This is a genomic window from Streptomyces sp. NPDC091412 (genome assembly GCF_044756885.1).
GTDB lineage: Bacteria > Actinomycetota > Actinomycetes > Streptomycetales > Streptomycetaceae > Streptomyces.
The window spans coordinates 307,137-329,872 of the sequence record NZ_JBIVTV010000006.1 but is presented as its reverse complement, the minus strand read 5'-3'; the positions used below and the strand labels follow the sequence as shown (position 1 = coordinate 329,872).

At 71.8% G+C, this 22,736-nt stretch carries 18 protein-coding genes, 3 tRNA genes and 1 pseudogene; 10 read left to right on the top strand and 12 right to left on the bottom strand.

What is annotated here, in order from left to right; genetic code table 11:
• Nucleotides 1-456 precede the first annotated feature (456 nt).
• Nucleotides 457-1,323, bottom strand: coding sequence for a hypothetical protein (locus ACIQMV_RS18620; RefSeq protein ID WP_141360003.1), 867 nt, complete (start codon nt 1,321-1,323; stop codon nt 457-459).
• 282 nt (nt 1,324-1,605) lie between these two features.
• On the opposite strand from ACIQMV_RS18620, the gene ACIQMV_RS18615 reads away from it, so the two are divergent.
• Together ACIQMV_RS18615 and ACIQMV_RS18610 are read left to right on the top strand one after the other, a co-directional pair.
• The gene (locus tag ACIQMV_RS18615; RefSeq protein WP_402593881.1) at nt 1,606-2,700 is read left to right on the top strand and encodes a Leu/Phe/Val dehydrogenase; all 1,095 of its coding nucleotides are present in this window, start codon (nt 1,606-1,608) and stop codon (nt 2,698-2,700) included.
• A 299-nt stretch (nt 2,701-2,999) separates the two neighbouring features.
• Entirely contained in the window at nt 3,000-3,251 is a 252-nt protein-coding gene (locus ACIQMV_RS18610) for a DUF3073 domain-containing protein (protein ID WP_141360001.1), read from the top strand.
• Between the two features lie 144 nt (nt 3,252-3,395).
• Here ACIQMV_RS18610 and purM read toward each other — a convergent pair whose 3' ends face one another.
• The 6 genes from purM to purS all read right to left on the bottom strand — a co-directional run bounded on the left by purM (nt 3,396) and on the right by purS (nt 10,413).
• A complete protein-coding gene (gene purM, locus ACIQMV_RS18605; protein WP_402593879.1) occupies nt 3,396-4,463 on the bottom strand; it encodes a phosphoribosylformylglycinamidine cyclo-ligase in 1,068 nt (355 codons plus the stop codon).
• 32 nt (nt 4,464-4,495) lie between these two features.
• A complete protein-coding gene (purF, locus tag ACIQMV_RS18600; RefSeq protein ID WP_402593877.1) occupies nt 4,496-6,025 on the bottom strand; it encodes an amidophosphoribosyltransferase in 1,530 nt (509 codons plus the stop codon).
• A gap of 234 nt (nt 6,026-6,259) precedes the next feature.
• On the bottom strand, nt 6,260-7,057 hold the full coding sequence (locus ACIQMV_RS18595; RefSeq protein WP_402593875.1) for a sterol carrier family protein: 798 nt from the start codon (nt 7,055-7,057) through the stop codon (nt 6,260-6,262).
• Between the two features lie 127 nt (nt 7,058-7,184).
• The gene (purL, locus tag ACIQMV_RS18590; protein ID WP_402593873.1) at nt 7,185-9,443 is read right to left on the bottom strand and encodes a phosphoribosylformylglycinamidine synthase subunit PurL; all 2,259 of its coding nucleotides are present in this window, start codon (nt 9,441-9,443) and stop codon (nt 7,185-7,187) included.
• Nucleotides 9,440-10,144 (bottom strand): phosphoribosylformylglycinamidine synthase subunit PurQ, encoded by a 705-nt coding sequence (gene purQ, locus ACIQMV_RS18585; RefSeq protein WP_141359996.1) that lies wholly within the window; start codon nt 10,142-10,144, stop codon nt 9,440-9,442. Before purQ ends, purL begins: the two co-directional genes overlap by 4 nt.
• Complete coding sequence (gene purS / locus ACIQMV_RS18580; protein ID WP_141359995.1) at nt 10,141-10,413, bottom strand: phosphoribosylformylglycinamidine synthase subunit PurS; 273 nt, start codon at nt 10,411-10,413, stop codon at nt 10,141-10,143. Before purS ends, purQ begins: the two co-directional genes overlap by 4 nt.
• A gap of 365 nt (nt 10,414-10,778) precedes the next feature.
• Between purS and ACIQMV_RS18575 the strand changes: the two genes are divergently transcribed.
• From ACIQMV_RS18575 to ACIQMV_RS18540, 8 genes are all read left to right on the top strand, one after another.
• A complete protein-coding gene (locus ACIQMV_RS18575; protein ID WP_141359994.1) occupies nt 10,779-11,096 on the top strand; it encodes an Lsr2 family protein in 318 nt (105 codons plus the stop codon).
• Nucleotides 11,097-11,244: 148 nt separating this feature from the next.
• Nucleotides 11,245-11,316 (top strand) — tRNA-Gly (locus tag ACIQMV_RS18570).
• Between the two features lie 81 nt (nt 11,317-11,397).
• Nucleotides 11,398-11,470: transfer RNA gene (locus tag ACIQMV_RS18565), tRNA-Gly, on the top strand.
• 128 nt (nt 11,471-11,598) lie between these two features.
• Complete coding sequence (locus ACIQMV_RS18560) at nt 11,599-12,576, top strand: ABC transporter ATP-binding protein (RefSeq protein WP_402593870.1); 978 nt, start codon at nt 11,599-11,601, stop codon at nt 12,574-12,576.
• A complete protein-coding gene (locus ACIQMV_RS18555) occupies nt 12,573-13,349 on the top strand; it encodes an ABC transporter permease (RefSeq protein WP_402593868.1) in 777 nt (258 codons plus the stop codon). Before ACIQMV_RS18560 ends, ACIQMV_RS18555 begins: the two co-directional genes overlap by 4 nt.
• A gap of 30 nt (nt 13,350-13,379) precedes the next feature.
• A complete protein-coding gene (locus tag ACIQMV_RS18550) occupies nt 13,380-14,639 on the top strand; it encodes a sensor histidine kinase (protein WP_402593866.1) in 1,260 nt (419 codons plus the stop codon).
• The gene (locus tag ACIQMV_RS18545; RefSeq protein WP_141359990.1) at nt 14,636-15,259 is read left to right on the top strand and encodes a response regulator transcription factor; all 624 of its coding nucleotides are present in this window, start codon (nt 14,636-14,638) and stop codon (nt 15,257-15,259) included. The genes ACIQMV_RS18550 and ACIQMV_RS18545 overlap by 4 nt, the downstream gene beginning before the upstream one ends.
• Nucleotides 15,260-15,282: 23 nt before the next feature.
• Nucleotides 15,283-15,355 (top strand) — tRNA-Gly (locus tag ACIQMV_RS18540).
• 44 nt (nt 15,356-15,399) lie between these two features.
• Here ACIQMV_RS18540 and ACIQMV_RS18535 read toward each other — a convergent pair.
• The 5 genes and pseudogenes from ACIQMV_RS18535 to ACIQMV_RS18515 form a co-directional block, all read right to left on the bottom strand.
• Nucleotides 15,400-16,299, bottom strand: a complete 900-nt coding sequence (locus tag ACIQMV_RS18535) for a phosphoribosylaminoimidazolesuccinocarboxamide synthase (RefSeq protein ID WP_402593865.1) — start codon at nt 16,297-16,299, stop codon at nt 15,400-15,402.
• An 86-nt stretch (nt 16,300-16,385) separates the two neighbouring features.
• Nucleotides 16,386-17,879, bottom strand: coding sequence for a N,N-dimethylformamidase beta subunit family domain-containing protein (locus ACIQMV_RS18530; protein ID WP_402593863.1), 1,494 nt, complete (start codon nt 17,877-17,879; stop codon nt 16,386-16,388).
• 262 nt (nt 17,880-18,141) lie between these two features.
• Complete coding sequence (locus tag ACIQMV_RS18525) at nt 18,142-20,124, bottom strand: hypothetical protein (protein ID WP_402593861.1); 1,983 nt, start codon at nt 20,122-20,124, stop codon at nt 18,142-18,144.
• Between the two features lie 293 nt (nt 20,125-20,417).
• Nucleotides 20,418-21,671, bottom strand: coding sequence for a phosphoribosylamine--glycine ligase (purD, locus tag ACIQMV_RS18520; protein WP_402593859.1), 1,254 nt, complete (start codon nt 21,669-21,671; stop codon nt 20,418-20,420).
• Nucleotides 21,672-21,817: 146 nt separating this feature from the next.
• Nucleotides 21,818-22,736: pseudogene (locus tag ACIQMV_RS18515) on the bottom strand (DNA polymerase III subunit gamma and tau); the annotation flags it as partial.

Below are 22,736 nucleotides of genomic sequence, written 5' to 3'. Positions count from 1 at the left end.
AACTACACCATCTGTCCAGCCGCGTCGGCCAAACCGATGGAATTGCCCTCCCAGGTGTTCATCAGCGACGGAAGCCGATGGACCATGCCATAGCGGACAGTCACGCCACTGTGACGATCAGTCACAGCACGATCAGGAGTCGCCAGACCCCCCAAAGAGTGCAACACGGAGATTCCGCCCACAGTGGAGCATAGTTGGACGGATGGAGCCCTCCCCGGACTCCTTGTCCTATTTTGGCACGAGGAGTGGCAAGCGGCGCAAGGGTCGGGTAAGTGCCGTCCGTCACCCTTGATACAAACGCCCGGATCGGAACCTACGTCCCGTCAGCTCCCGGAAACGTCCTCGACGGTACGCCGTTCACGACCTGTTCAACCGTGATCTGGGTCACCCCGGACACGGGCTAGCGCGGGCTCGCACGGGGTCGGTCGGGGTCGGTCGGTCGCTCCTGGTGCGGCGTCAGTTCGCGGAGCGCCGGTCGCGCACCGCCCGCCAGCGCTCCACGAGCCGCCCGTACGCCTCTCCCGCGGCCGCCCCGTCGCCCCGGCGCAGCGCCTCGATGCCCTCGGCCACATCGGCGGCCGAGTGGTCGCCCTCCAGCTCGCCGGCCGGCAGCGCGTGCACCAGCCCGCCGTAGTCCAGTTCCACCAGCGAGCGCGGATGGAACTCCTCCAGCCAGCGTCCGACGTCCACCAGGCCGTCGATCAGCGGCCCCTCGTCGATGGCGTCCTTCAGCGCCCGCAGCCCGCGCGCCACCCGCCGCCGCGCCTGCACCATCGGTGTGCGGTAGCGCAGCACCGGCACGTCGCCGCCGAAGCCGGGGTCCCCGGCCCCGCCGGAGCCCTTGACGTACTCCCGTTCCTCGTCCGAGACCAGCACGAACCAGTTCAGCGGCACCTGCCAGGTCGCGGTGCGGATCCAGGGGCGGGCGTCGGGGTTGTCGGCCAGCCAGCGCTCGTAGTCCTGGGTGGCCTGGCGGCGCACCACCGGAGGCAGGACCGCGTCCAGCACGGCCACCGGGAACTCCTCGGCGAGGTCGCCCAGGGCCTGCCAGCCACGCAGCCGGGTGCGCCAGGGGCAGACGCAGACCACCCCGTCGACGTCGAGCACGAACGCGTCCGCGCTCTCGTGCACCGGAACCGGCACCGGCGGAGTGGGCAGCAGGTCGGCCAGCGAGCGGCGCAGTTCGTCCTGGTAGGAGGGGCGGTCGGGGCGGCGGGCATAGCGCGCCCAGTGGCTGCGCTCCGGCTCCGGGAAGGCGGCCAGCGGTTCGTAGACGCGCAAGTAGGTCGCGTACGGGACCACCACGGAGGACACCTTGGGCACGCCTGCTCCCTCCCCACCGGACCGGACCCGAAACCCGCCCGGCCCGCACCCGGGTGGACGGAAAACCACTGCAAATCGTCCCACGCCCGGGTGGCGGCGTACTCCGGGGGAGGGTGATCCCCACCACCAGGGTCATGGAAGGCGGGGTCAGGGTCTAATCTCCTGCTGAGCGGCCCACCGGCCGCCGCACACCACCCCTCCTCCCGCCTCCGCCACCACAACGCGCGGGGGTCCTCGGAGGGCCAGTCCCCGCTCGCCGCTACTTCCCCGGGAGTCACCACCGTGACCGACGTGACCAACGGCGTCCTGCACACCCTGTTCCACTCGGAGCAGGGGGGTCATGAGCAAGTCGTGCTCTGTCAGGACCGCGCCAGCGGCCTCAAGGCCGTCATCGCCATCCACTCCACCGCCCTGGGCCCCGCGCTCGGCGGTACGCGCTTCTACCCGTACGCGAACGAGGAGCAGGCCGTCGCCGACGCGCTGAACCTCGCGCGCGGCATGTCGTACAAGAACGCCATGGCCGGCCTCCGCCACGGCGGCGGCAAGGCCGTGATCATCGGTGACCCGGAGCAGATCAAGACCGAGGAACTGCTGCTCGCCTACGGACGGTTCGTGGCCTCGCTCGGCGGGCGTTACGTCACCGCCTGCGACGTCGGCACGTACGTGGCCGACATGGACGTCGTGGCGCGCGAGTGCCGCTGGACCACCGGCCGCTCGCCCGAGAACGGCGGCGCCGGCGACTCCTCGGTGCTGACCTCCTTCGGCGTCTACCAGGGCATGCGCGCCTCCGCCCAGCACCTGTGGGGCGACCCGTCGCTGCGCGACCGCAAGGTCGGCATCGCGGGCGTCGGCAAGGTCGGGCACCACCTCGTCGAGCACCTGCTCAAGGAGGGCGCCCAGGTCGTGATCACGGACGTCCGGCAGGACGCCGTGCGGCGCATCGTCGACAAGTACCCCGCCGTTCAGGTGGCGGCCGACACCGACGCGCTGATCCGCACCGAGGGGCTGGACGTCTACGCCCCCTGCGCGCTCGGCGGCGCCCTGAACGACGACACCGTGCCGGTGCTGACCGCCACGGTGGTGTGCGGCGCGGCCAACAACCAGCTCGCCCACCCGGGTGTCGAGAAGGATCTGGCCGACCGCTCGATCCTCTACGCGCCGGACTACGTGGTGAACGCCGGCGGTGTCATCCAGGTCGCCGACGAGCTGAACGGCTTCGACTTCGACCGGTGCAAGGCGAAGGCGTCGGAGATCTTCGACACCACGCTGGCCATATTCGCACGTGCGAAGGAGGACGGGATTCCGCCGGCCGCGGCGGCCGACCGGATCGCCGAGCAGCGGATGTCGGAAGCCAGGAGCGCCCGGACCACGGGCTGACGGCACGGCGGACGTCGCACGTTCGTGCGGTACCTGCCGGTGGACAGTTGGAGAGAACTCTCACTTCCACCGGCGGGTCGTCTGCGGATAAGTGGTTAGAATCGCCACTGACCAGCAAGGACAGGCTTCCTCGACGGTCCTGTGCACACGCGCGTCCGGTGGGCGACGTACCGTATGGGCGCGGGCTCAGGTACCGTGGAAGCCCTACGGACCGGTCTCTCCACGGAGAGCCCGTTCCGGATCATGAACGCGTGTCAGACTCTGGGGCCGTTGAGCCCCGTCGTTGAGGGGGTCGAGCCATGGGGCGCGGCCGGGCCAAGGCCAAGCAGACGAAGGTCGCCCGCCAGCTGAAGTACAACAGCGGTGGGACGGACCTCTCACGCCTGGCCGAGGAGCTGGGCGCATCGACGTCGAATCAGTCACCGAACGGTGACCGTTTCGAGGACGATGAGCACGACGACGACCCGTACGCACGGTACGCCGATCTGTACGAGGACGACGACGAGGACGAGGACGACAACTCCTCGCGGCAGCACCGTCGCGGCGCATAGCGCCCGCGGCGGCTCAGCCGTTTCCAGCGTGCCGTAGGCATCGCATCTCACCCGGTCCGGGGCTCACACACCGGACCGGGTTTCGTGCGCCCGCCGGCGCCCACCGGGCGCCGGCTGCCGGAGCGTGCCGGTCACGGGTGCGGTTCACCCGTGGTCCCCCACCAGGGCCGCGCCCGTGGTGTGCTCGCCGCGGTCGGTGATCTCGCCGGCCACCCAGGCGTCGAGCCCGCGGTCGGCCAGGGTGGCGAGGGCCACGTCGACCGATTCCTCGGGCACGATCGCGATCATGCCCACGCCCATGTTGAGGGTCTTCTCCAGCTCCAGCCGCTCGACGTCGCCGGTCTTGGCGACCAGGTCGAAGACGGGGGCCGGGGTCCAGGTGGAGCGGTCGACCACGGCGTGCAGGCCGTCCGGGATCACCCGGGCCAGGTTGGCGGCGAGTCCGCCGCCGGTGACGTGGCTGAAGGCGTGCACCTCGGTGGTGCGGATCAGCGCCAGGCAGTCCAGCGAGTAGATCCTGGTCGGCTCCAGCAGCTCCTCGCCGAGGGTGCGGCCGAGGTCCTCGACATGCGCCTCCAGCGGCAGACCGGCCCGGTCCAGCAGCACATGCCTGACCAGGGAGTACCCGTTGGAGTGAAGCCCGGAAGCCGCCATGGCGATCACCGCGTCACCCGTACGGATGCGATCCGGGCCGAGCAGCCGGTCCGCCTCCACGACGCCCGTACCGGCGCCGGCGACGTCGAAGTCGTCCTCGCCGAGCAGTCCGGGGTGTTCCGCCGTCTCGCCGCCGACCAGCGCGCAGCCGGCCAGGACACAGCCCTCGGCGATGCCCTTGACGATGGCGGCGACCCGCTCGGGGTGGACCTTGCCGACGCAGATGTAGTCGGTCATGAACAGCGGCTCGGCGCCGCACACCACGATGTCGTCCATGACCATGGCGACCAGGTCGTGGCCGATGGTGTCGTACACGCCGAGTCGGCGGGCGATGTCGACCTTGGTGCCGACGCCGTCCGTGGCGGAGGCCAGCAGCGGGCGCTCGTAGCGCTTGAGGGCGGAGGCGTCGAAGAGGCCGGCGAAGCCGCCGAGGCCACCGAGCACCTCGGGGCGGCGGGTCTTCTTCACCCACTCCTTCATGAGCTCTACGGCGCGGTCGCCCGCCTCGATGTCGACGCCCGCGCTCGCGTAGCTGGCGCCAGTGGTCTCGGAAGACATGACCTTGGGAACCTTCGTGTCGTCTTGCGTGCTTACGGGCGGCGGATCGCGTCGGCCGCGGCCGTGGCGGCCGGTCCGGCGGCCAGCTCGGACTCCAGCAGCTGCTTGCCGAGCAGCTCGGGGTCGGGCAGCTCCATCGGGTACTCGCCGTCGAAGCAGGCACGGCACAGGTTCGGCTTGGCGATGGTGGTCGCCTCGATCATGCCGTCGATGGAGATGTAGGCCAGCGAGTCGGCGCCGAGCGAGGTGCCGATCTCGTCGATGCTCATGCCGTTGGCGATGAGCTCGGCCCGGGTGGCGAAGTCGATGCCGAAGAAGCAGGGCCACTTCACCGGCGGCGAGGAGATCCGGATGTGCACTTCGGCGGCGCCGGCCTCGCGCAGCATCCGCACCAGGGCCCGCTGGGTGTTGCCGCGCACGATCGAGTCGTCGACGACGACCAGGCGCTTGCCCTTGATGACTTCCTTCAGCGGGTTCAGCTTCAGGCGGATGCCGATCTGGCGGATGGTCTGCGAGGGCTGGATGAAGGTGCGGCCGACGTAGGCGTTCTTCACCAGTCCGCTGCCGAAGGGGATGCCGGAGGCCTCCGCGTAGCCGATGGCGGCGGGGGTGCCGGACTCCGGGGTCGCTATGACGAGGTCGGCGTCGGCGGGGGCCTCCTTCGCCAGGCGGCGGCCCATCTCGACGCGGGAAAGGTAGACGTTCCGGCCGGCGATGTCGGTGTCCGGGCGGGCCAGGTACACGTACTCGAAGACACAGCCCTTGGGCTTCGCTTCCGCGAATCGGGAGGTGCGCAGACCGTTCTCGTCGATGGCGACGAACTCGCCGGGCTCGATCTCCCGGACGAAGCTGGCACCGGTGATGTCCAGCGCGGCGGTCTCCGAGGCGACGACCCAGCCGCGCTCCAGACGGCCCAGGACCAGCGGGCGGATGCCCTGCGGATCACGGGCGGCGTAGAGGGTGTGCTCGTCCATGAAGACGAGGCTGAAGGCGCCCTTGACCTGCGGCAGGACGGTGTGGGCCGCCTCCTCGATGGTCAGTGGCTTGCCGTCGGCGTCGACCTGGGCCGCCAGCAGGGCCGTGAGCAGGTCGGTGTCGTTGGTGGCCGCGACGCGGGTGGAGCGCCCGTTGTTGTCCTTCGGCAGCTCGGCGACCAGCTCGGCGAGCCGGGCGGTGTTGACCAGGTTCCCGTTGTGGCCGAGAGCGATCGATCCGTGCGCGGTGGCACGGAACGTCGGCTGGGCGTTCTCCCAGACGGAGGCGCCGGTGGTCGAGTAGCGGGCGTGTCCGACCGCGATATGACCTTGGAGGGAGCCGAGCGAGGTCTCGTCGAAGACCTGGGAGACCAGTCCCATGTCCTTGAAGACGAGGATCTGGGAGCCGTTGCTGACCGCGATACCCGCGGATTCCTGGCCCCGATGCTGGAGGGCGTACAGCCCGAAGTACGTGAGTTTTGCGACCTCTTCACCCGGAGCCCAGACACCGAAGACGCCGCACGCGTCCTGGGGGCCCTTCTCACCGGGGAGCAGGTCGTGGTTGAGTCGTCCGTCACCACGTGGCACGGGTCCGAGTGTAGGCGAGGTCGACCACTGGTCCGAATTGGGGGATGCGCGCCGGTCCGGGACCGCTCTCCCCCCGTTTCCCGCGCATCGTCGCCGTTTCAGCAGGTCAGAGCCCTGCATCGATGATCCATCCGCTGACGCGGTGGCGCCGGGAAGTCGCTGCGAACTTTTCCGGGGTGGACATGAGTGAGGTGTCGCACATCATTCGGGCCGTGGACACCGTGGGGAGCGGGTTCAGGCCAGAAGCGGAAGCAGCCCGCCGAGATCGGCCCGCTCCCCGCTCGCGCTGACCTCGGCGGCCGCCACGGCGTCCTGCCACGCCAGCCGGCCGGCGGCCATCCGGACCCAGGTCAGCGGGTCGGTCTCGACGACGTTGGGCGGGGTGCCGCGGGTGTGCCGGGGGCCCTGCACGCACTGCACGACGGCGTACGGCGGGATGCGCACCTCGGTCGATCCGCCGGGCGCGCGGGCGGCGAGCGCGTCGGCCAGCAGCCGTGTGGCGGCGGCCAGCGCCTGACGGTCGTAGGGGATGCCCAGGCCCGGCACGGCGGCGTTCAGGTCGTCGGTGTGGACGACGAGTTCGACGGCGCGGGTGACGACGTAGTCGGCCAGCGGCAGGGCGCCCGCGCTGGTGTCGAGCAGCCGGGTGCCGGGGTGGCCGGCGAGAGCGGCCGTGAAGTTCCCTTCGACGGTGTCGAGGTAGGTGACGAGATCGGGGTTGCGCTCGGCGAGTTCGCGGGCGTGTGCCGCGATGGCCGGGGCATCGGCGCCGATGGCCGACGGCCAGTCGAGCAGGGCGCCGTCCTGCCGGGCCGGCTCGGGCCGGTCGAGCAGCCGGCCGACGGCCGACAGGGTCATGCCGACGTGGGCGACCAGATCCCGCACGGTCCAGTCACCGAGCCGCGTGGGCAGCGCGAGCTGCTCGGGGGACAGCGTGCGTACGGCGTCCCGCACATGGCCGAACTGCGCCAGCACGGCGGCACGGGTCTTGCCGGGGTCGTAGGTCCGGGTGCGCTTCTTGACCGGGGGCATGGCGGCGAGCCTATGCCTTCACGGCTCGGCCGCCCCGGCCTGTGACCGGCGGCCGCGCCCGTAGGAAACGCACAGGCGGGCCCCGCCCTGGACCGGGCGGGGCCCGCACCGCGTATGCCGTGGGGACTTACGCCAGCAGCGCCGGGATCGTTCCCTCGTGGGCCTCGCGCAGCTCGGTCAGGGGCAGCTCGAACTCGCCCTGGACCTCGATCGAGTCGCCGTCCACGACACCGATGCGGCTGACGGGCAGGCCCCGCGCGCCGCACATGTCGTTGAAGCGGACCTCCTCGGAGCGCGGCACCGCGACGATCGCGCGGCCGGCCGACTCCGACAGCAGGAAGGTGAACGCGTCCAGGCCGTCGGGTACGACCAGACGCGCGCCCTTGCCGCCCAGGAGGGCGGACTCCACGACCGCCTGCACCAGGCCGCCGTCGGACAGGTCGTGCGCGGAGTCGATCATGCCGTCGCGGGAGGCGGAGATCAGGATCTCGGCCAGCAGCCGCTCACGCTCCAGGTCGACCTTCGGGGGCAGGCCGCCGAGGTGGTCGTGGACCACCTGCGACCAGGCCGAGCCGCCGAACTCCTCGCGGGTGTCGCCGAGGAGGTACAGCAGCTGGCCCTCCTCCTGGAAGGCGACGGGGGTGCGGCGGGAGACGTCGTCGATCACGCCGAGGACGGCGACCACCGGGGTCGGGTGGATGGCGGCCTCGCCCGTCTGGTTGTAGAGCGAGACGTTGCCGCCGGTCACCGGGGTGCCCAGCTGCTTGCAGCCGTCCGCCAGACCGCGCACGGCCTCCGCGAACTGCCACATCACGGCCGGGTCCTCGGGCGAGCCGAAGTTCAGGCAGTCGGAGACCGCCAGCGGCTTCGCACCCGTGGTGGCGACGTTGCGGTACGCCTCCGCCAGCGCGAGCTGGGCGCCGGTGTACGGGTCGAGCTTGGCGTAGCGGCCGTTGCCGTCGGTGGCGAGGGCGACGCCGAGGCCGGTCTCCTCGTCGATCCGGATCATGCCGGAGTCCTCGGGCATGGCCAGCACGGTGTTGCCCTGCACGAAGTGGTCGTACTGCTGGGTGATCCACTTCTTGGACGCCTGGTTCGGGGACGCCACCAGCTTCAGGACCTGGTCCTTCAGCTCCTCGGCCGTCCGCGGGCGCGGCAGCTTGTTCGCGTCGTCGGCCTGGAGGGCGTCCTGCCACTGGGGGCGCGCGTACGGGCGCTCGTAGACCGGGCCCTCGTGGGCGACCGTGCGCGGGTCGACGTCGACGATCTTGCCGCCGTGCCAGTAGATCTCCAGCCGGTCGCCGTCGGTCACCTCACCGATGACGGTGGCGATGACGTCCCACTTCTCGCAGATCTCCAGGAAGCGGTCGACCTTCTCCGGTTCGACGACCGCGCACATGCGCTCCTGCGACTCGCTCATGAGGATCTCTTCGGGCGAGAGCGTCGAGTCGCGCAGGGGGACGTCGTCCAGGATGACGCGCATGCCGCCGGAGCCGTTGGAGGCCAGCTCGCTCGTCGCGCAGGACAGTCCGGCCGCGCCGAGGTCCTGGATGCCGACGACGAGCTTCTCGGCGAAGGCCTCCAGGGTGCACTCGATGAGCAGCTTCTCCTGGAAGGGGTCGCCGACCTGGACCGCGGGGCGCTTGGACGGCTTGGCGTCGTCGAAGGTCTCCGAGGCGAGGATCGACGCACCGCCGATGCCGTCACCGCCCGTGCGGGCGCCGTACAGGATGACCTTGTTGCCCGTGCCCGAGGCCTTGGCCAGGTGGATGTCCTCGTGCCGCATCACGCCGACGCAGCCCGCGTTGACCAGCGGGTTGCCCTGGTAGCAGGCGTCGAAGACGACCTCGCCGCCGATGTTGGGCAGGCCCAGGCAGTTGCCGTAGCCGCCGATGCCCGCCACCACGCCGGGCAGCACCCGCTTGGTGTCGGGGTGGTCGGCGGCGCCGAAGCGCAGCGGGTCCACGACGGCGACCGGGCGCGCGCCCATCGCGATGATGTCGCGCACGATGCCGCCGACGCCCGTGGCCGCGCCCTGGTAGGGCTCGACGTAGGAGGGGTGATTGTGCGACTCGACCTTGAAGGTGACCGCGTAGCCCTGGCCGACGTCCACCACACCGGCGTTCTCGCCGATGCCGACGAGCAGGGCGTCGCTCTCGGGCGCCTTCTCGCCGAACTGGCGCAGGTGCACCTTGGAGGACTTGTACGAGCAGTGCTCGGACCACATCACGGAGTACATGGCGAGCTCGGCGCCGGTCGGGCGGCGGCCCAGGATCTCCACGACCCGCTCGTACTCGTCCTTCTTCAGGCCGAGTTCGGCCCAGGGCAGCTCGACGTCGGGGGTCGCGGCCGCGTGCTCGACCGTGTCCAGAGGCGTCCTGCTCATGCGGTGACCAGCTTCTTGAGGATCGAGGTGAAGAAAGGCAGGCCGTCGGTACGACCGGTACCGATCAGCGGCTCGGTGGCGTGCTCGGGGTGCGGCATGAGGCCCACGACGTTGCCGGCCTCGTTGGTAATGCCGGCGATGTCCCGGAGCGAGCCGTTGGGATTGCCGTATCCATCAGCGGCTTCGCCACGGACCACGTACCGGAAGGCGACGCGTCCCTCCGCCTCCAGCTTGTCGAGCGTGTACTCGTCGGCGACGTACCGCCCGTCCATGTTCTTCAGCGGGATGCGGATCTCCTGGCCGGCGGTGTAGTCGCTGGTCCAGGCGGTCTCCGCGTTCTCCACCCGCAGCTTCTGGTCGCGGCAGATGAAGTGGAGGTGGTCGTTGCCGAGCATCCCGCCCGGGAGGAGGTGGGCCTCGGTGAGGACCTGGAAGCCGTTGCAGATGCCGAGCACCGGCAGGCCGGCCCTCGCCTGCTCGATGACGGTCTCCATCACCGGCGAGAAGCGGGAGATGGCGCCGGCGCGCAGATAGTCGCCGTAGGAGAAGCCGCCGGGCAGGACGACCGCGTCGACCTGCTTGAGGTCCTTGTCCTTGTGCCAGAGGGCGACCGGTTCGGCGCCCGCGAGGCGGATCGCGCGCTGGGTGTCCCGGTCGTCGAGACTCCCCGGGAAAGTGACGACGCCAATACGAGCGGTCACTTCGCGGCCTCCGCGACTTCCGCCGTGTCCTCGACCCTGACGGTGAAGTCCTCGATCACGGTGTTGGCGAGGAAGGATTCGGCAAGATCGTGAATGCGGGCGAGCGCGGCCTCGTCGACGGGCCCGTCCACTTCCAGTTCGAATCGCTTTCCCTGACGGACGTCGGAGATGCCTTCGAAACCCAGCCGCGGCAGTGCGCGCTGCACCGCCTGGCCCTGGGGGTCGAGGATCTCCGGCTTGAGCATGACGTCGACTACGACGCGTGCCACTGGCACTCCCGGTGTGTGGTGCTGAGCAGGTTCCTTCAGACTACCCGCACAAAATTTCTACGCGAGTAGACTCGTAGGAATCTACGTGACGCCCGTCACGACCTCCCACCGATGGGCGGTCTTCGTGAAAAGTTCTGGGAAAGTTCGGTGTTCGGCGACCGATCCGGTATTGCACCGGGACACGCGGACAGATTTAGTCGGGCTTCCCATTGCAATGCCCGGCACTGTACAAATGAATTGGCAACAGCCGATACTTTTCCCGATAACAGGCGGACAGTCGGCATCTCCGAACATCTCCGCACGTCATGCATCGGCATGGCGGAGCCGGTGAGCCGCAGAGGTGCCGCACGAAGGGACCGATATTCGTGGCGCAGCGTGTCGTGGTCACTCTCTTTGACGACATCGACGGCTCGGAAGCGGCGGAGACGATCGCCTTCGGACTGGACGGCAAGTTCTACGAGATCGACCTGAACCAAGCCAATGCCAAGAAACTGCGTAAGGCGCTCGCGCCGTACGTGGAAGCCGGCCGCAAACGGTCGAAGTCGGGCAAGACCTACCGGCAGACGGAGGTCGCCCCCGATCCCGCCGCCGTCCGCGCCTGGGCACAGGCCCACAAAATGGACGTGCCGGCCCGCGGCCGCATCCCCAAGAAGGTCTACGAGGCGTTCAGCGCGGCCCAGTGACGGGTCGCTCCCGGAGCGCCCGGCCCGTGGCCCAGGGCCCGTCAGCGGGCCCTGGGGACAACCGACTTGCGCACACCCCCCGTTGATCAGCTAATGTCTGGAGCACGCCGAGGGGCAAGGCTGGAAGGCCAAGGCCCACGGAGTCCATGCGGGTGTAGTTCAGTAGTAGAACATCCCCCTTCCAGGGGGAAGGCGCAGTGTGCAATTCCTGTCACCCGCTCTGCACCGCCGGTCCCGATCACTCCTGTGGATCAGGTAGGCTGGTGCTCGCGCCGATCGGTGGGAGCCGGTCGGAGGCAATGCGGACGTAGCTCAGTTGGTAGAGCGCAACCTTGCCAAGGTTGAGGTCGCGAGTTCGAGCCTCGTCGTCCGCTCGGGAAAAAGACCCCGGTCCATCGGACCGGGGTCTTTTCGTTGTCCCCCGGTCCGCTCTGACATTTGTCATGCCGGGTGATGACACCGCGCACTGCTGTGGCGCCCCGGCCGCCGGGACGCTGGATCCATGGACACGGACGAGCACGTGATTGAGGTGACCGGCCTCCAGCGGGTGTACGAGGGCGGATTCGAGGCGGTGCGCGGAATCTCCTTCCACGTGGCCCGGGGGGAGATCTTCGCCCTGCTGGGCACCAACGGCGCCGGCAAGACCTCGACGGTCGAACTCCTGGAGGGCCTGGCGGCGCCGACCTCGGGGCGCGTACGGGTGCTCGGACACGACCCGTACGCGGAGAGGGCGCTGGTACGGCCGCGCACCGGGGTGATGCTCCAGGAGGGCGGCTTCCCCTCCGAGCTGACCGTCGCCGAGACCGCGCGGATGTGGGCGGGCTGTGTCAGCGGGGCCCGCCCGCCCCGCGAGGTGCTGGCGCTGGTCGGACTCGAGCGGCGGACGGACGTACGGGTCAAGCAGCTGTCCGGCGGCGAACGGCGCCGCCTGGACCTGGTGCTCGCCCTGCTCGGCGCGCCCGAGGTGCTGTTCCTGGACGAGCCGACGACCGGGCTGGACGCCGAAGGACGCCGGGACACCTGGGAGTTGGTGCGAGCGCTGCGCGACGGCGGGACGACCGTGCTGCTCACCACGCACTACCTGGAGGAGGCCGAAGGGCTCGCCGACCGGATCGCGATCCTGCACGAGGGACGCGTCGCGGCCGCCGGGACCCCGGCCGAGGTGACCGCCGCGCAGCCGTCCCGGATCTCCTTCGAACTCCCCATGGGCTTCTTCCTGGGCGACCTGCCCCCGCTCGCCGAACTGGGCGTGTGCGATCACGAGATGGACGGCCGCGCCGTACGGCTGCGCACCCGCGAACTCCAGCGGACCGCCACGGAACTTCTGCTGTGGGCCCGGCGGGCCCGAGTCGAACTGCGCGGCCTCGACGTGCGGTCGGCCTCGCTGGAGGAGGCCTTCCTCGGCATCGCGCGGGACGCCGCCGCGTCTCGGACGACCGGGTACAGAGAGCACGACGAGCACGAGGAGTACGCGGCATGAGCGCCACCGTCACCACCCCCGCCGGCCGGATGGCCGCGCTCGCGCGCGCCGAGCTGGCCCTGCTGGCCCGCAGCCGGAGCGCCCTGGTGGCGGGTGTGTTCCTGCCGCTGGTGCTGCCGTTCAGCGTGCGGTCGGCGGCCGCGCAGATGAACCTGAAGGACGCCGGGCTGACCATCGGGCTGGTCATCCTGCCCGCCGCGATCGGCTTCTCCCTGCTGTTCGCCGTGTACTCCACCCTGGTCGGCGTATTCGTCTCCCGGCGCGAGCAACTGGTGCTCAAGCGGCTGCGCACGGGCGAGCTGCGGGACGCCGAGATCCTCACCGGGGCCGCGCTGCCGGCCGTCGCCACCGGCCTCGTCCAGTGCCTGCTGCTGACCGGCGCGTGCACGGCACTGCTCCACGTCCACGCCCCGCGCGCGCCCCACCTCGCCGTCGCCGGACTGCTGTTGGGTCTGCTGCTCGGCGTGCTGCTGGCGGCCGTCACCGCGGGCTTCACCCGGACCACCGAGAGCTCCCAGGTCACCTCGCTCCCGCTGCTGATGGTCTCGATGGTGGGCTCCGGGCTGGCCGTGCCGCTGGAGCTGCTGCCCGAGCGGCTGGCCCGGGTCTGCGAGCTGCTGCCGCTGACTCCGGTGATCACGCTGGTGCGCGGCGGCTGGACCGGAGACCTGGGCGTCCACGACACCCTGCGAGCCCTGGCCGTCGCGCTGGCCTGGATCGCGATCGCGGTGTTTGCTGTACGGCGCCGGTTCCGCTGGGAACCGAGGCGCTGAGAGGTGGGGGGAGAGGTGGGCGGAGAGGCCATGGGCGGGCCCGTCGGCTGGTGGCGCGGCAAGAGCACGCCGGCGAAGGTCGAGACGTACACACGGTGGTCGTTCCACTTCTTCGCGCTGATCGAGGCGGTCGCCTTTGGACTCTCGGCCTTCCGGCAGGCGGGGCCGAACCCGGGGACCTGGCTGCTGCTTCTGGTGTGCGGGCACTCCTTGACCTGTGCGGTGACCGCGGCCCGGGCGCTGGACTGGACACGCGGCAGCCGTCCACAACCCGTGCGGATGCTGTGGACGCTGGCCGCCGTCACCGCGGTGACCGCCACCGTGGCGATGGCGATGGCGGAGCGCGCGCACGGCCCGAAGGCCGACGTCGTCGTCACCGCGGCCGGCGCCGTCTTCGGGGGCGTGCTGGTCATGGGCGCCGGCATCATCGCGCTCGGCGTGCGCAACCGGCGACGTGTGGTCGCGGTCGTGCTGGGCTTCGCGGCCGGCGCCGGTCTCTACACGTTCCCGCTGGGCCTCCCCGGCATCGCCGCACTGGCCACGGCGGGCGCGGTGCTGGTCGGCGGCGCGTTCGTCGCCTTCACCTCCGTCTTCTCCGTCTGGCTGCTGAACGCCGTCTACGCGCTCGACGAGGCCCGCGAGACCCGCGCCCGGCTGGCGGTCGCCGAGGAACGGCTGCGGTTCGGGCGGGACCTGCACGACGTGCTGGGGCGCAACCTCGCGGTGATCGCGCTGAAGGCGGAGCTGGCCGTGCAACTGGGCCGGCGCGGCCGGCCCGAGGCGGTGGGGCAGATGATCGAGGTGCAACGGCTGGCCCAGGAGTCGCAGCGCGAGGTCCGTGCCGTGGTCCGCGGCTACCGGGAGGCCGACCTCGCCGCGGAACTCGCCGGCGCTCAGGGTGTCCTGGCGGCGGCCGGCATCGACTGCGCGGTCACCGGCTCGCCGGCCGGTCTGCCCGCACCGGTGCAGTCCGCGCTCGGCTGGGTCGTCCGGGAGGCCGCCACGAACGTGCTCCGGCACGGAGACGCCCAGCGGTGCACCGTGTCCCTGCGCGTCGCCGACGGCCGGGCCGAGCTGTGCGTCGAGAACGACGGGGTGCCCGAGTCCCCCGCCGGTGACCGGCCGGGCTCCGGGCTCGCCGGTCTGCGGGAACGGCTGTCGGAACTCGACGGCACCCTGCGGGCGGGTCCCCTGGGGCGCGACCGGTTCCGGCTGACCGCCGAGGTGCCGCTGCCGCCGCCCGCCGCCGATCCCGAGACCGCCCGTCCGTTGAGCGAGGCCACCCGATGACGACATCCCCCGTGCCCGTACGGCTGCTGCTCGCCGACGACGAGCACCTGATCCGCGGCGCCCTCGCCGCCCTGCTCTCGCTGGAGGACGATCTGCTGGTCGTCGCGGAGGCGGCGAGCGGACCGGAGGCACTGGCCATGGCGCGGGCGCACGTGCCCGACGTGGCCGTGCTGGATCTGCAGATGCCGGGCGCGGACGGTGTGAAGGTCGCCACATCCCTGCGGACCGAGCTGCCGGACTGCCGGGTGCTGATCGTGACCGGTCACGGACGGCCCGGACACCTGAAGAGGGCGCTTGCCGCGGGTGTGCGCGGGTTCGTCCCGAAGACCGTCAGCGCCCAGCGGCTCGCCGAGATCATTCGCACCGTGCATGCCGGAAACCGCTACGTCGACCCGGAGTTGGCCGCCGACGCGATCTCCGCCGGGGACTCGCCGCTGACCACGCGGGAGGCCGAGGTGCTGGAGTTCGCCGCCGACGGGGCACCGGTCACGGAGATCGCCGAGCGGGCCGCGCTGTCACCGGGGACCGTACGGAACTACCTGTCGTCGGCCGTGACCAAACTGGGCGCGGAGAATCGACATGCGGCAGTACGGCTCGCACGGGAGCGAGGTTGGGTATAGTTGGCCTCGCGCCACGGCGCAATGCGGACGTAGCTCAGTTGGTAGAGCGCAACCTTGCCAAGGTTGAGGTCGCGAGTTCGAGCCTCGTCGTCCGCTCGGGAAAAAGACCCCGGTCCATCGGACCGGGGTCTTTTCGTCTGCTACGACCAGCTCGTTCCCGTCAGCCGCTCGTACGCCTCCACGTACTTCGCCCGGGTCGCCTCCACGACCGGCTCCGGCAGCGGCGGCGGGGGCTGCTCGCTCCCGCGGTCCCAGCCGGACTCGGCGGACGTCAGCCAGTCACGGACGAACTGCTTGTCGTACGAGGGCTGCGCGCGGCCCGGCTGCCACTGGTCGGCCGGCCAGAAGCGGGAGGAGTCCGGGGTGAGGACCTCGTCGGCGAGGACGAGCGTGTCCCCGTCGAAGCCGAACTCGAACTTGGTGTCGGCGAGGATGATCCCGCGGTCGCGGGCGATGTCCCGGGCCCGGCCGTAGACGGCGAGCGTCGCCTGGCGCAGCTGGGCGGCCGTCTCCGCGCCGACCTGGCGGGCCACCTCCTCGTAGGAGACGTTCTCGTCGTGCTCGCCGACCTCGGCCTTGGTGGCCGGGGTGAAGATCGGTGCGGGCAGCTCGGAGCCATCGGTCAGGCCCTCGGGCAGGGCGAGGCCGCAGACCGTGCGGGTCTGCTCGTACTCGGCCAGGCCCGAACCGGTGAGGTAGCCGCGGGCCACGCACTCCACGGGGACCATCCGCAGGGACTTGCAGATCAGGGTGCGGCCCGCCCAGTCGGCCGGGGCGCCCTCGGGCACCTCGGTGGCCAGGACGTGGTTCGGGGCCAGGTCGGCGAGCCGATCGAACCACCACAGGGACAGCTGCGTGAGGATGCGGCCCTTGTCGGGGATCTCGGTCGGCAGCACCCAGTCGTAGGCGGACATGCGGTCGCTGGCGACCATGACGAGGTCACCCGCCTCGTTCTGGTACAGGTCGCGCACCTTGCCGGTGTGCAGATGCACCAGGCCCGGAACCTGGATCGGCTCGGGCTTTTCGATGAATCCGGACACGGTTCCTCCCCGTGGTTCTGTCCAATGGCTCGATTCTCCCGTATGGGAGGGATCGGTTCCGGGCTGGGGTGGCTCCGCGGTGGCGGTCAGTCGCGCTTGCAGATGCGATCCAGGAGGTTGACGGTGGCGCGCTGGACCCGGGCGTCGACGTGGCCGGGGCGGTCCAGGGCCGGGGACCAGGCGAACGTCCCGGCGGCGAAGACCAGGGCGCCGGACGGGGCCCGGTACAGGGACGTCTCCTGGTGGCGGGTCACGCCCTCGCCGTCCGTGTACGGGGAGTGGGCGAGCAGGATGCGGTCCTGGTACTCGGGCAGCGGAGTGCGCGGGAAGTAGCGGTCGGCCTCGCCCGCGACCAGGCCCGCGATCTCCTCGCCCTCCTCGGCCCCGGTCGCCTCCCACAGCCAGTGGTCGGCGTTGCGGACGATCAGCGGATGCGGCTCGGGGACGCGCCCTGCGTACTGGATGCCGACCAGTTGCTGCTCGGGCCGGTCGATCTCCCGCCACAGCACCGGCCGGCCGGGGCCCTTGCGTTTGCGGCAGGTCAGCAGGCGGTCGGGGACGCCGGACGGGGAGGGGCCCAGTTCGACCTGCCAGTACATGGTGTTGGCCGACAGGAACACCAGGGACGTGCCGTGCTCGCGGGCGAGTTCGACGGTGCGGCGCATACCGGCCGACCAGTACTCGTCGTGGCCGGGGAAGACCAGGCCGCGGTAGCGGCTGGGGTCGACACGGCCGGCGTGCAGGTCGCGGGCGTCGGCGTAGGCCAGGTCGTAGCCGTAGCGCTCGGCCCAGCGGATGACGTCGTAGGCGTGGCCCACGTGCAGGGGCAGGCCCGCGCCCGCGTAGGGGCGGTCGAAGGAGACGGTGGTGGCGGCATCGGCCTCGCCGAGCAGTCGGCCGTGCTCGTCCCAGGCGTGGTAGAGGCTGGCGCCGGTGTGGCCGTCCTCCGGGTAGAGGTTGTAGGCCTGCCAGGTGATGTCGGGCAGGAGCAGCAGCAGGTCCGCGGGACGGTTGTCGCGGACGGTGAACGGGATGTGGGAGCGGTATCCGTCGGCGGTGGTGAGCACGGCCACGTACGCGCCGACGCTCCAGTAGGACGGCACCTGCAACCGCCAGGACAGCCACCAGTGGTGGCAGGAGACCGTGCGGTCGGCGGTCAGCGGCGGGGGCTGGACGATGCCGGACAGGCGCGGGCTGGTGGTGATCTTGGCGGCGCCGTCGCCGCCGTAGTGCCCGATGCGGTAGACGTCCACACCGAACTGCTGGGGCGGATCGACGGTGATGTGGAAGTCGATCGCCTCGCCGGGGGTGACGGCGCCGGTGGAGACGAAGCCCTTGATCTGCCGGTGGACGTCGTCGGCGGAACGGGGGCCGACGCCGGAGGTGCGGGGGGCGGGGACGCGGGGGCCGCCGGGCGGCGTCTGCGGGGACGGGTCGACGTACCAGGGCACGACGTGGCCGGTGTCGTCGAAGTACGTCTCGCTGCCGCGCAGCCAGGGGACGGGGCCCAGGCCGAAGGGGTCCGTCACGGCGTGCGCGAGTGCTCCCGACTCCCAGCGGCGAATCTGCTCCGATCCCATGCCCGATCCCCTCCCTCGTGCCCCCGTGGTCCCATGCGGCGGTGCGGGTCTGTCGGTGGCCGCGGTGACCGACGCGTCGGGTCGGCGTGTGACGGTCGGCGTGTCCGGCTGCGGCTGTCGTATGTCGCACGCGCTTGCCACGTGCGCTATCGGTCCCAGCACATCACATAACGCGCGCATCCTGTCACTATTCGTTGTGAATTGGCCGAAAGTGGAAGAGGGGGATCCGCTAACGCTGCTGCCGGGACGGCGTCGGCCCAGGTCAGACCAGCCGTACGGGCTTTTCCGGACGTATGCCCGAGTCGACCAGCCAGGTCCGCAGCGGGACCGGGTCGCCGTCCTCGACCAGCGCGAGGACCTTGGGGTTGAGGTCGGCGGCCCTCTCGCCGTTGATCAGGAGGGCGGGGCCGTCGAGCCAGTCGAGGCCCGGGGAGGCGTCGGCGGTGTCCATGGCGGCGCAGCACACCATCGCGGTGACGTGGTCGGCGAGGAGTTCGCGGCCGGTGCGGGGTGGTTCGAGCGGGAAGAGGGGCAGCGAGTCCTCGTTCCGGAGGGGAGTGCCGACGAGCTGCTCGGCTCCCGCCGACACCGTGCACGCCGGTGGCGCCGACGCCTCCTCGCGGGCCAGCTCGGCGCTGATGCCGGCCGCGAGTGCGGCGCCGCGCTCGCTGCCGAGGCCGGGGTCCTCGTCCGGCGGGGCGGGAGCTTCGGGGGCGGCGTGGTTCTCCGGAGTTGCGTGCCGGTCGCGGTCTGCGCGATGTGCATGATCTACGCGTTCTGTCGGCTCCCGGTAGTCGCCGTGACCCTGCTTGTCGTCGTGCCCGCCGTACTCGCCGTACTCGCCGTGCCCGCCGTACTCGCCGTACGGGTGGTACGCGCCGTCGCCGTGAGCCGGCCGGACGTCGTCGGCCGGGAGTCCCCTCCGCTCGGAGAGCTTGCCGGAGGGGGACGGTGCGGACAGGTGCTCCAGGACCCGTGCCAGGGTCGGTCCGTGCGGATCGGCGGCGGAGCCGGGGGAGCGGCGGACGCCCAGCGCGTCCAGGACGCGGTGGAGGCGAGCGGCGTCGGCACGCCATTTGCGGTCGACGACCTCGTCCGGGTACTCCTGCCAGTCCACCGGACACCAGTCCGGGCTCCGCTCGGCCGGGCCGCCGTGGAAGAGGCGCGCGGCCAGCAGCGAGGCGGCCTCGTCGATGGCACCGGGCTCCTCCAGCAGATCGCAGGCCGGGCGCTCGCCGAGCCGGGAGGCGAAACCCTCGGCCAGGCGGTCGCGGCGGGACAGTTCGGTGAGGGCAGCGACGACACCTGCGTCGAGCCGGGAGGGCCAGCGGCCCATGCGCCACGCGGGGAGCGCGACCCGGGTCAGCAGCCGGTCCCAGCCCGCGTACGCCAGGCCCACCTGCTCCTGGGCGACGATCCTGAGCCCGTAGTCCACAGCCTGTGCGCGTTCCGCCGCCGCGGCCGCCACCCCGCGCTCCATCTGGGCCGCGTGCTCCCGGCAGCCGCGCAGCAGCAACCGGACCACCCAGCCGAGTCCGGCGCACACCGGGCGGATCAGGGGACGGCGGCCGGGTGCCGAGGCGACGGCCACCGCCGCGTCCAGACCGCGGACGAAACGCCGGGCGGCGGCTATGTCCGGGTGCGCCGAGGGTCCCGTACCGGCGACGACCGGGGCGAGCACGGCCCGCAGCTCGCCGACGCGCATCCACCACAGGAACGGGGAGCCGATGACGAGGACGGGCGTCGCCGCCCTGCGGCGCGGGCGGGCCGGGGAGAGTCCGCGCAGGGCGTCCGGCTCGCCGGGGAGGTGCTCCTCCCCCGGTGGAGGGCCGTGGGCCGGGTGCGTACGGTCCTCCAGCCAGCTGTCGCAGTCCGGGGTGAGCTCTATGGCCGACGGGGCGGGGACGCCGAGGCGGTCGGCCAGATCGTGCACCAGGCGGTACAGGTCCGGGGCCGACTCCTCGGCTATCGGGACGGTCGGGCTCATCGCGGGACGGGCACGGGCCACGACCAGCCCGATGCCCGCGGCCAGGAGCAGGACGACGACCGCGACGGCGCCGACCGCCCAGCGGGCGACGTCCCAGCCGTGACCCACGAGGTGCCCTGCCGAGCCGCCGGCGAGCAGGATCACGGCGAGGGCGGCGGGCAGCAGGGCGAGGGCCAGCGCTCGGCTGCGCACGCGCAGCACGGCCAGGGCCCTGGAGCGCGCGGCCTGCACAGCGACCTCCACACCCATACCGGTCACGACCGCCCGTCACCCCCTCCCGACTGTCCTGGCGTTGCTCATTCCCCCACTGTGGCACCCATGACTGACATCGCAATGCCGGTGGGCCAAGTGCCGGAATGCCTGCGCGCACCCTAGTTGGGCCCCCGGCCCGCGTCAGCCGGATGGAGCATTGGTCACTCGATGGAATGGCTTTGGTCAGAGCCGAACGGCAGAGCGCATTGATGAGGCCCCGGCTCGTGGAGCCGGGGCCTGCTGGTGAGGAACGGAGCCGGTGAGGAGAACCGGTCCGGGGAAAGGGGCGGGTCGCCGCGCTACGCGTCCGCCGCGGCCCGCGCCGCGATGTCCGAGCGGTGCTGGGAGCCGTCGAGACGGACACGGGCGACCGCTGTGTACGCGCGGTCGCGTGCCTCCGTCAGGTCCTTGCCGGTCGCCGTGACGGACAGCACGCGGCCACCCGCGCTCAGAACGGCATCGCCCTCGCGCCGGGTGCCGGCGTGCAGCACGTACGCGTGCGGGGCGTCCTGCGCGGCCACCTCGTCGAGGCCGGTGATCGGGTCGCCGGTGCGCGGGGTGCCGGGGTAGTTGTGCGAGGCGACGACCACCGTGACAGCCGCGTCGTCGCTCCAGCGCAGCGGCTCCAGATGTGCGAGATCACCGGTGGCGGCGGCCATCAGGACACCCGCCAGCGGGGTCTGGAGACGGGCGAGGACCACCTGGGTCTCGGGGTCGCCGAAACGGGCGTTGAACTCGATCACGCGGATGCCGCGGCTGGTGATGGCGAGCCCCGCGTAGAGCAGGCCGGAGAACGGCGTGCCGCGGCGGCGCATCTCGTCGACGGTGGGCTGAAGGACGCTGTGCAGCACGTCGTCCACGAGCTTGGGGTCGGCCCAGGGCAGCGGCGAGTACGCGCCCATGCCGCCGGTGTTCGGGCCCTCGTCGTTGTCGAGTGCCCGCTTGAAGTCCTGGGCGGGCTGGAGCGGCAGGACCGTCTCGCCGTCGGTGACGGCGAAGAGAGAGACCTCGGGTCCGTCGAGATACTCCTCGATCACCACACGGTCACAGGCCGCCGAGTGCGCCCTGGCCGCCTCGATGTCGTCGGTGACGACGACGCCCTTGCCAGCGGCGAGCCCGTCGTCCTTGACGACGTAGGGCGCGCCGAAGGCGTTGAGGGCCGCGTCGACCTCCTCGGCCGTCGTGCAGACGTACGAACGGGCCGTGGGCACGCCCGCCCCGGCCATCACGTCCTTGGCGAAGGCCTTGGAGCCCTCCAGCCGCGCGGCCTCCTTGGAGGGGCCGAACACCGGGACGCCCGCCTCGCGCAGGGCGTCGGCGACCCCGGCGACCAGCGGGGCCTCGGGACCGACGACCACGAGGTCGGCACCCAGCTCGGCGGCCAGCGCGGACACGGCCGCGCCGTCGAGGGCGTCGACCTGGTGCAGCTCGGCGACCTCCGCGATGCCGGCGTTGCCGGGCGCGCAGTGCAACGCGGTGACGGCGGGGTCGAGGGACAGGGAACGGCACAGGGCATGCTCGCGGGCGCCGCTGCCGATGACGAGGACCTTCACGAGGTCAGCCTAACGGCAGCGGCGCGTCACCCTTTGTGCGGGCCGCCGAGGGGACGGCGGCGGGGCGTTCGTAGGTTCCTCCGAGCAGAGCCGGGGCGGAACCGTACCGAGGCCCCACTGCACTGCTCCGCCCCTCTGTTGCGCCGCTACTCCGTCGAATACTCCTCGACCACCGTCGCGCCCAGCTCCCGCACGATCAGTTCGTGACCGGACAGGGCCGACTCGTCGAGGTCCGGGTCGTCGTCCTCGGGGATGTCGTCCTCGGGGGCGACGGGAGCCGGCTCGGGGGCGGAGGGCCGGGGTGCCGGGGCGGGCGCGGGTGCCGCCGCGGACGACGGCCGGCTCGGGGACGAGGCGGGAGCGGGCGCCGCCGGAGCCATGGGCGGGGGAGCCGCCGTACGCTGCGCCGCCGCGCCTCCCCCGCCGCCGTAGCCGCCGCCACCTGCGCTGCCGTAGCCGCTGCCTCCGGGGCCTGCGCCGTAGCCGCCGCCCGCGGGTGCGGCCCCGGAGCCGCCGCCTCCCGTCGGGTCGACGATCGCCTCGATCTTCCACTGGACGTTGAACTGCTCGGCCAGTGCCTGGCGCAGCACGTCCTCGCTGCCGCTGCTCGCGAAGTTGTCGCGGGCGCCGGCGTTGACGAAGCCGATCTGGAGAGTGGTGCCGTCAAAACCGGAGACCTGGGCGTTCTGGCTGAGCAGGATCCAGGTGAAGCGACGGCGGTTCTTCACCGCTTCGAGGATGTTCGGCCAGAGGACGCGGGGGTCGAGCCCGCCGCCCGCCGGGGCCGGTGGGGCGGGGGACACCGGTGCGGCGGCAGGCCTCGCCGCGGGTGCCTGCTGTGCGGGCGCCGGGGCGCTGGGCGCGCCCTCCGCACCCGGCGCCTGCCCACCGCCCGGGGCTGCCGCGGTGGGCCAGCCGCCCGGCCGACGGCCACCGCCCGCGGCCGCCGCGGTGGGCCAGGCACCGGGCGCGGAGGGTGCGGCGGGTGCGGCGGCAGTGGGAGCGGGAGCGGCCGGCGGGACGGGCGGAGCGGCCTCCTGGGGACGGTCGCTCACGGCAGGCGCG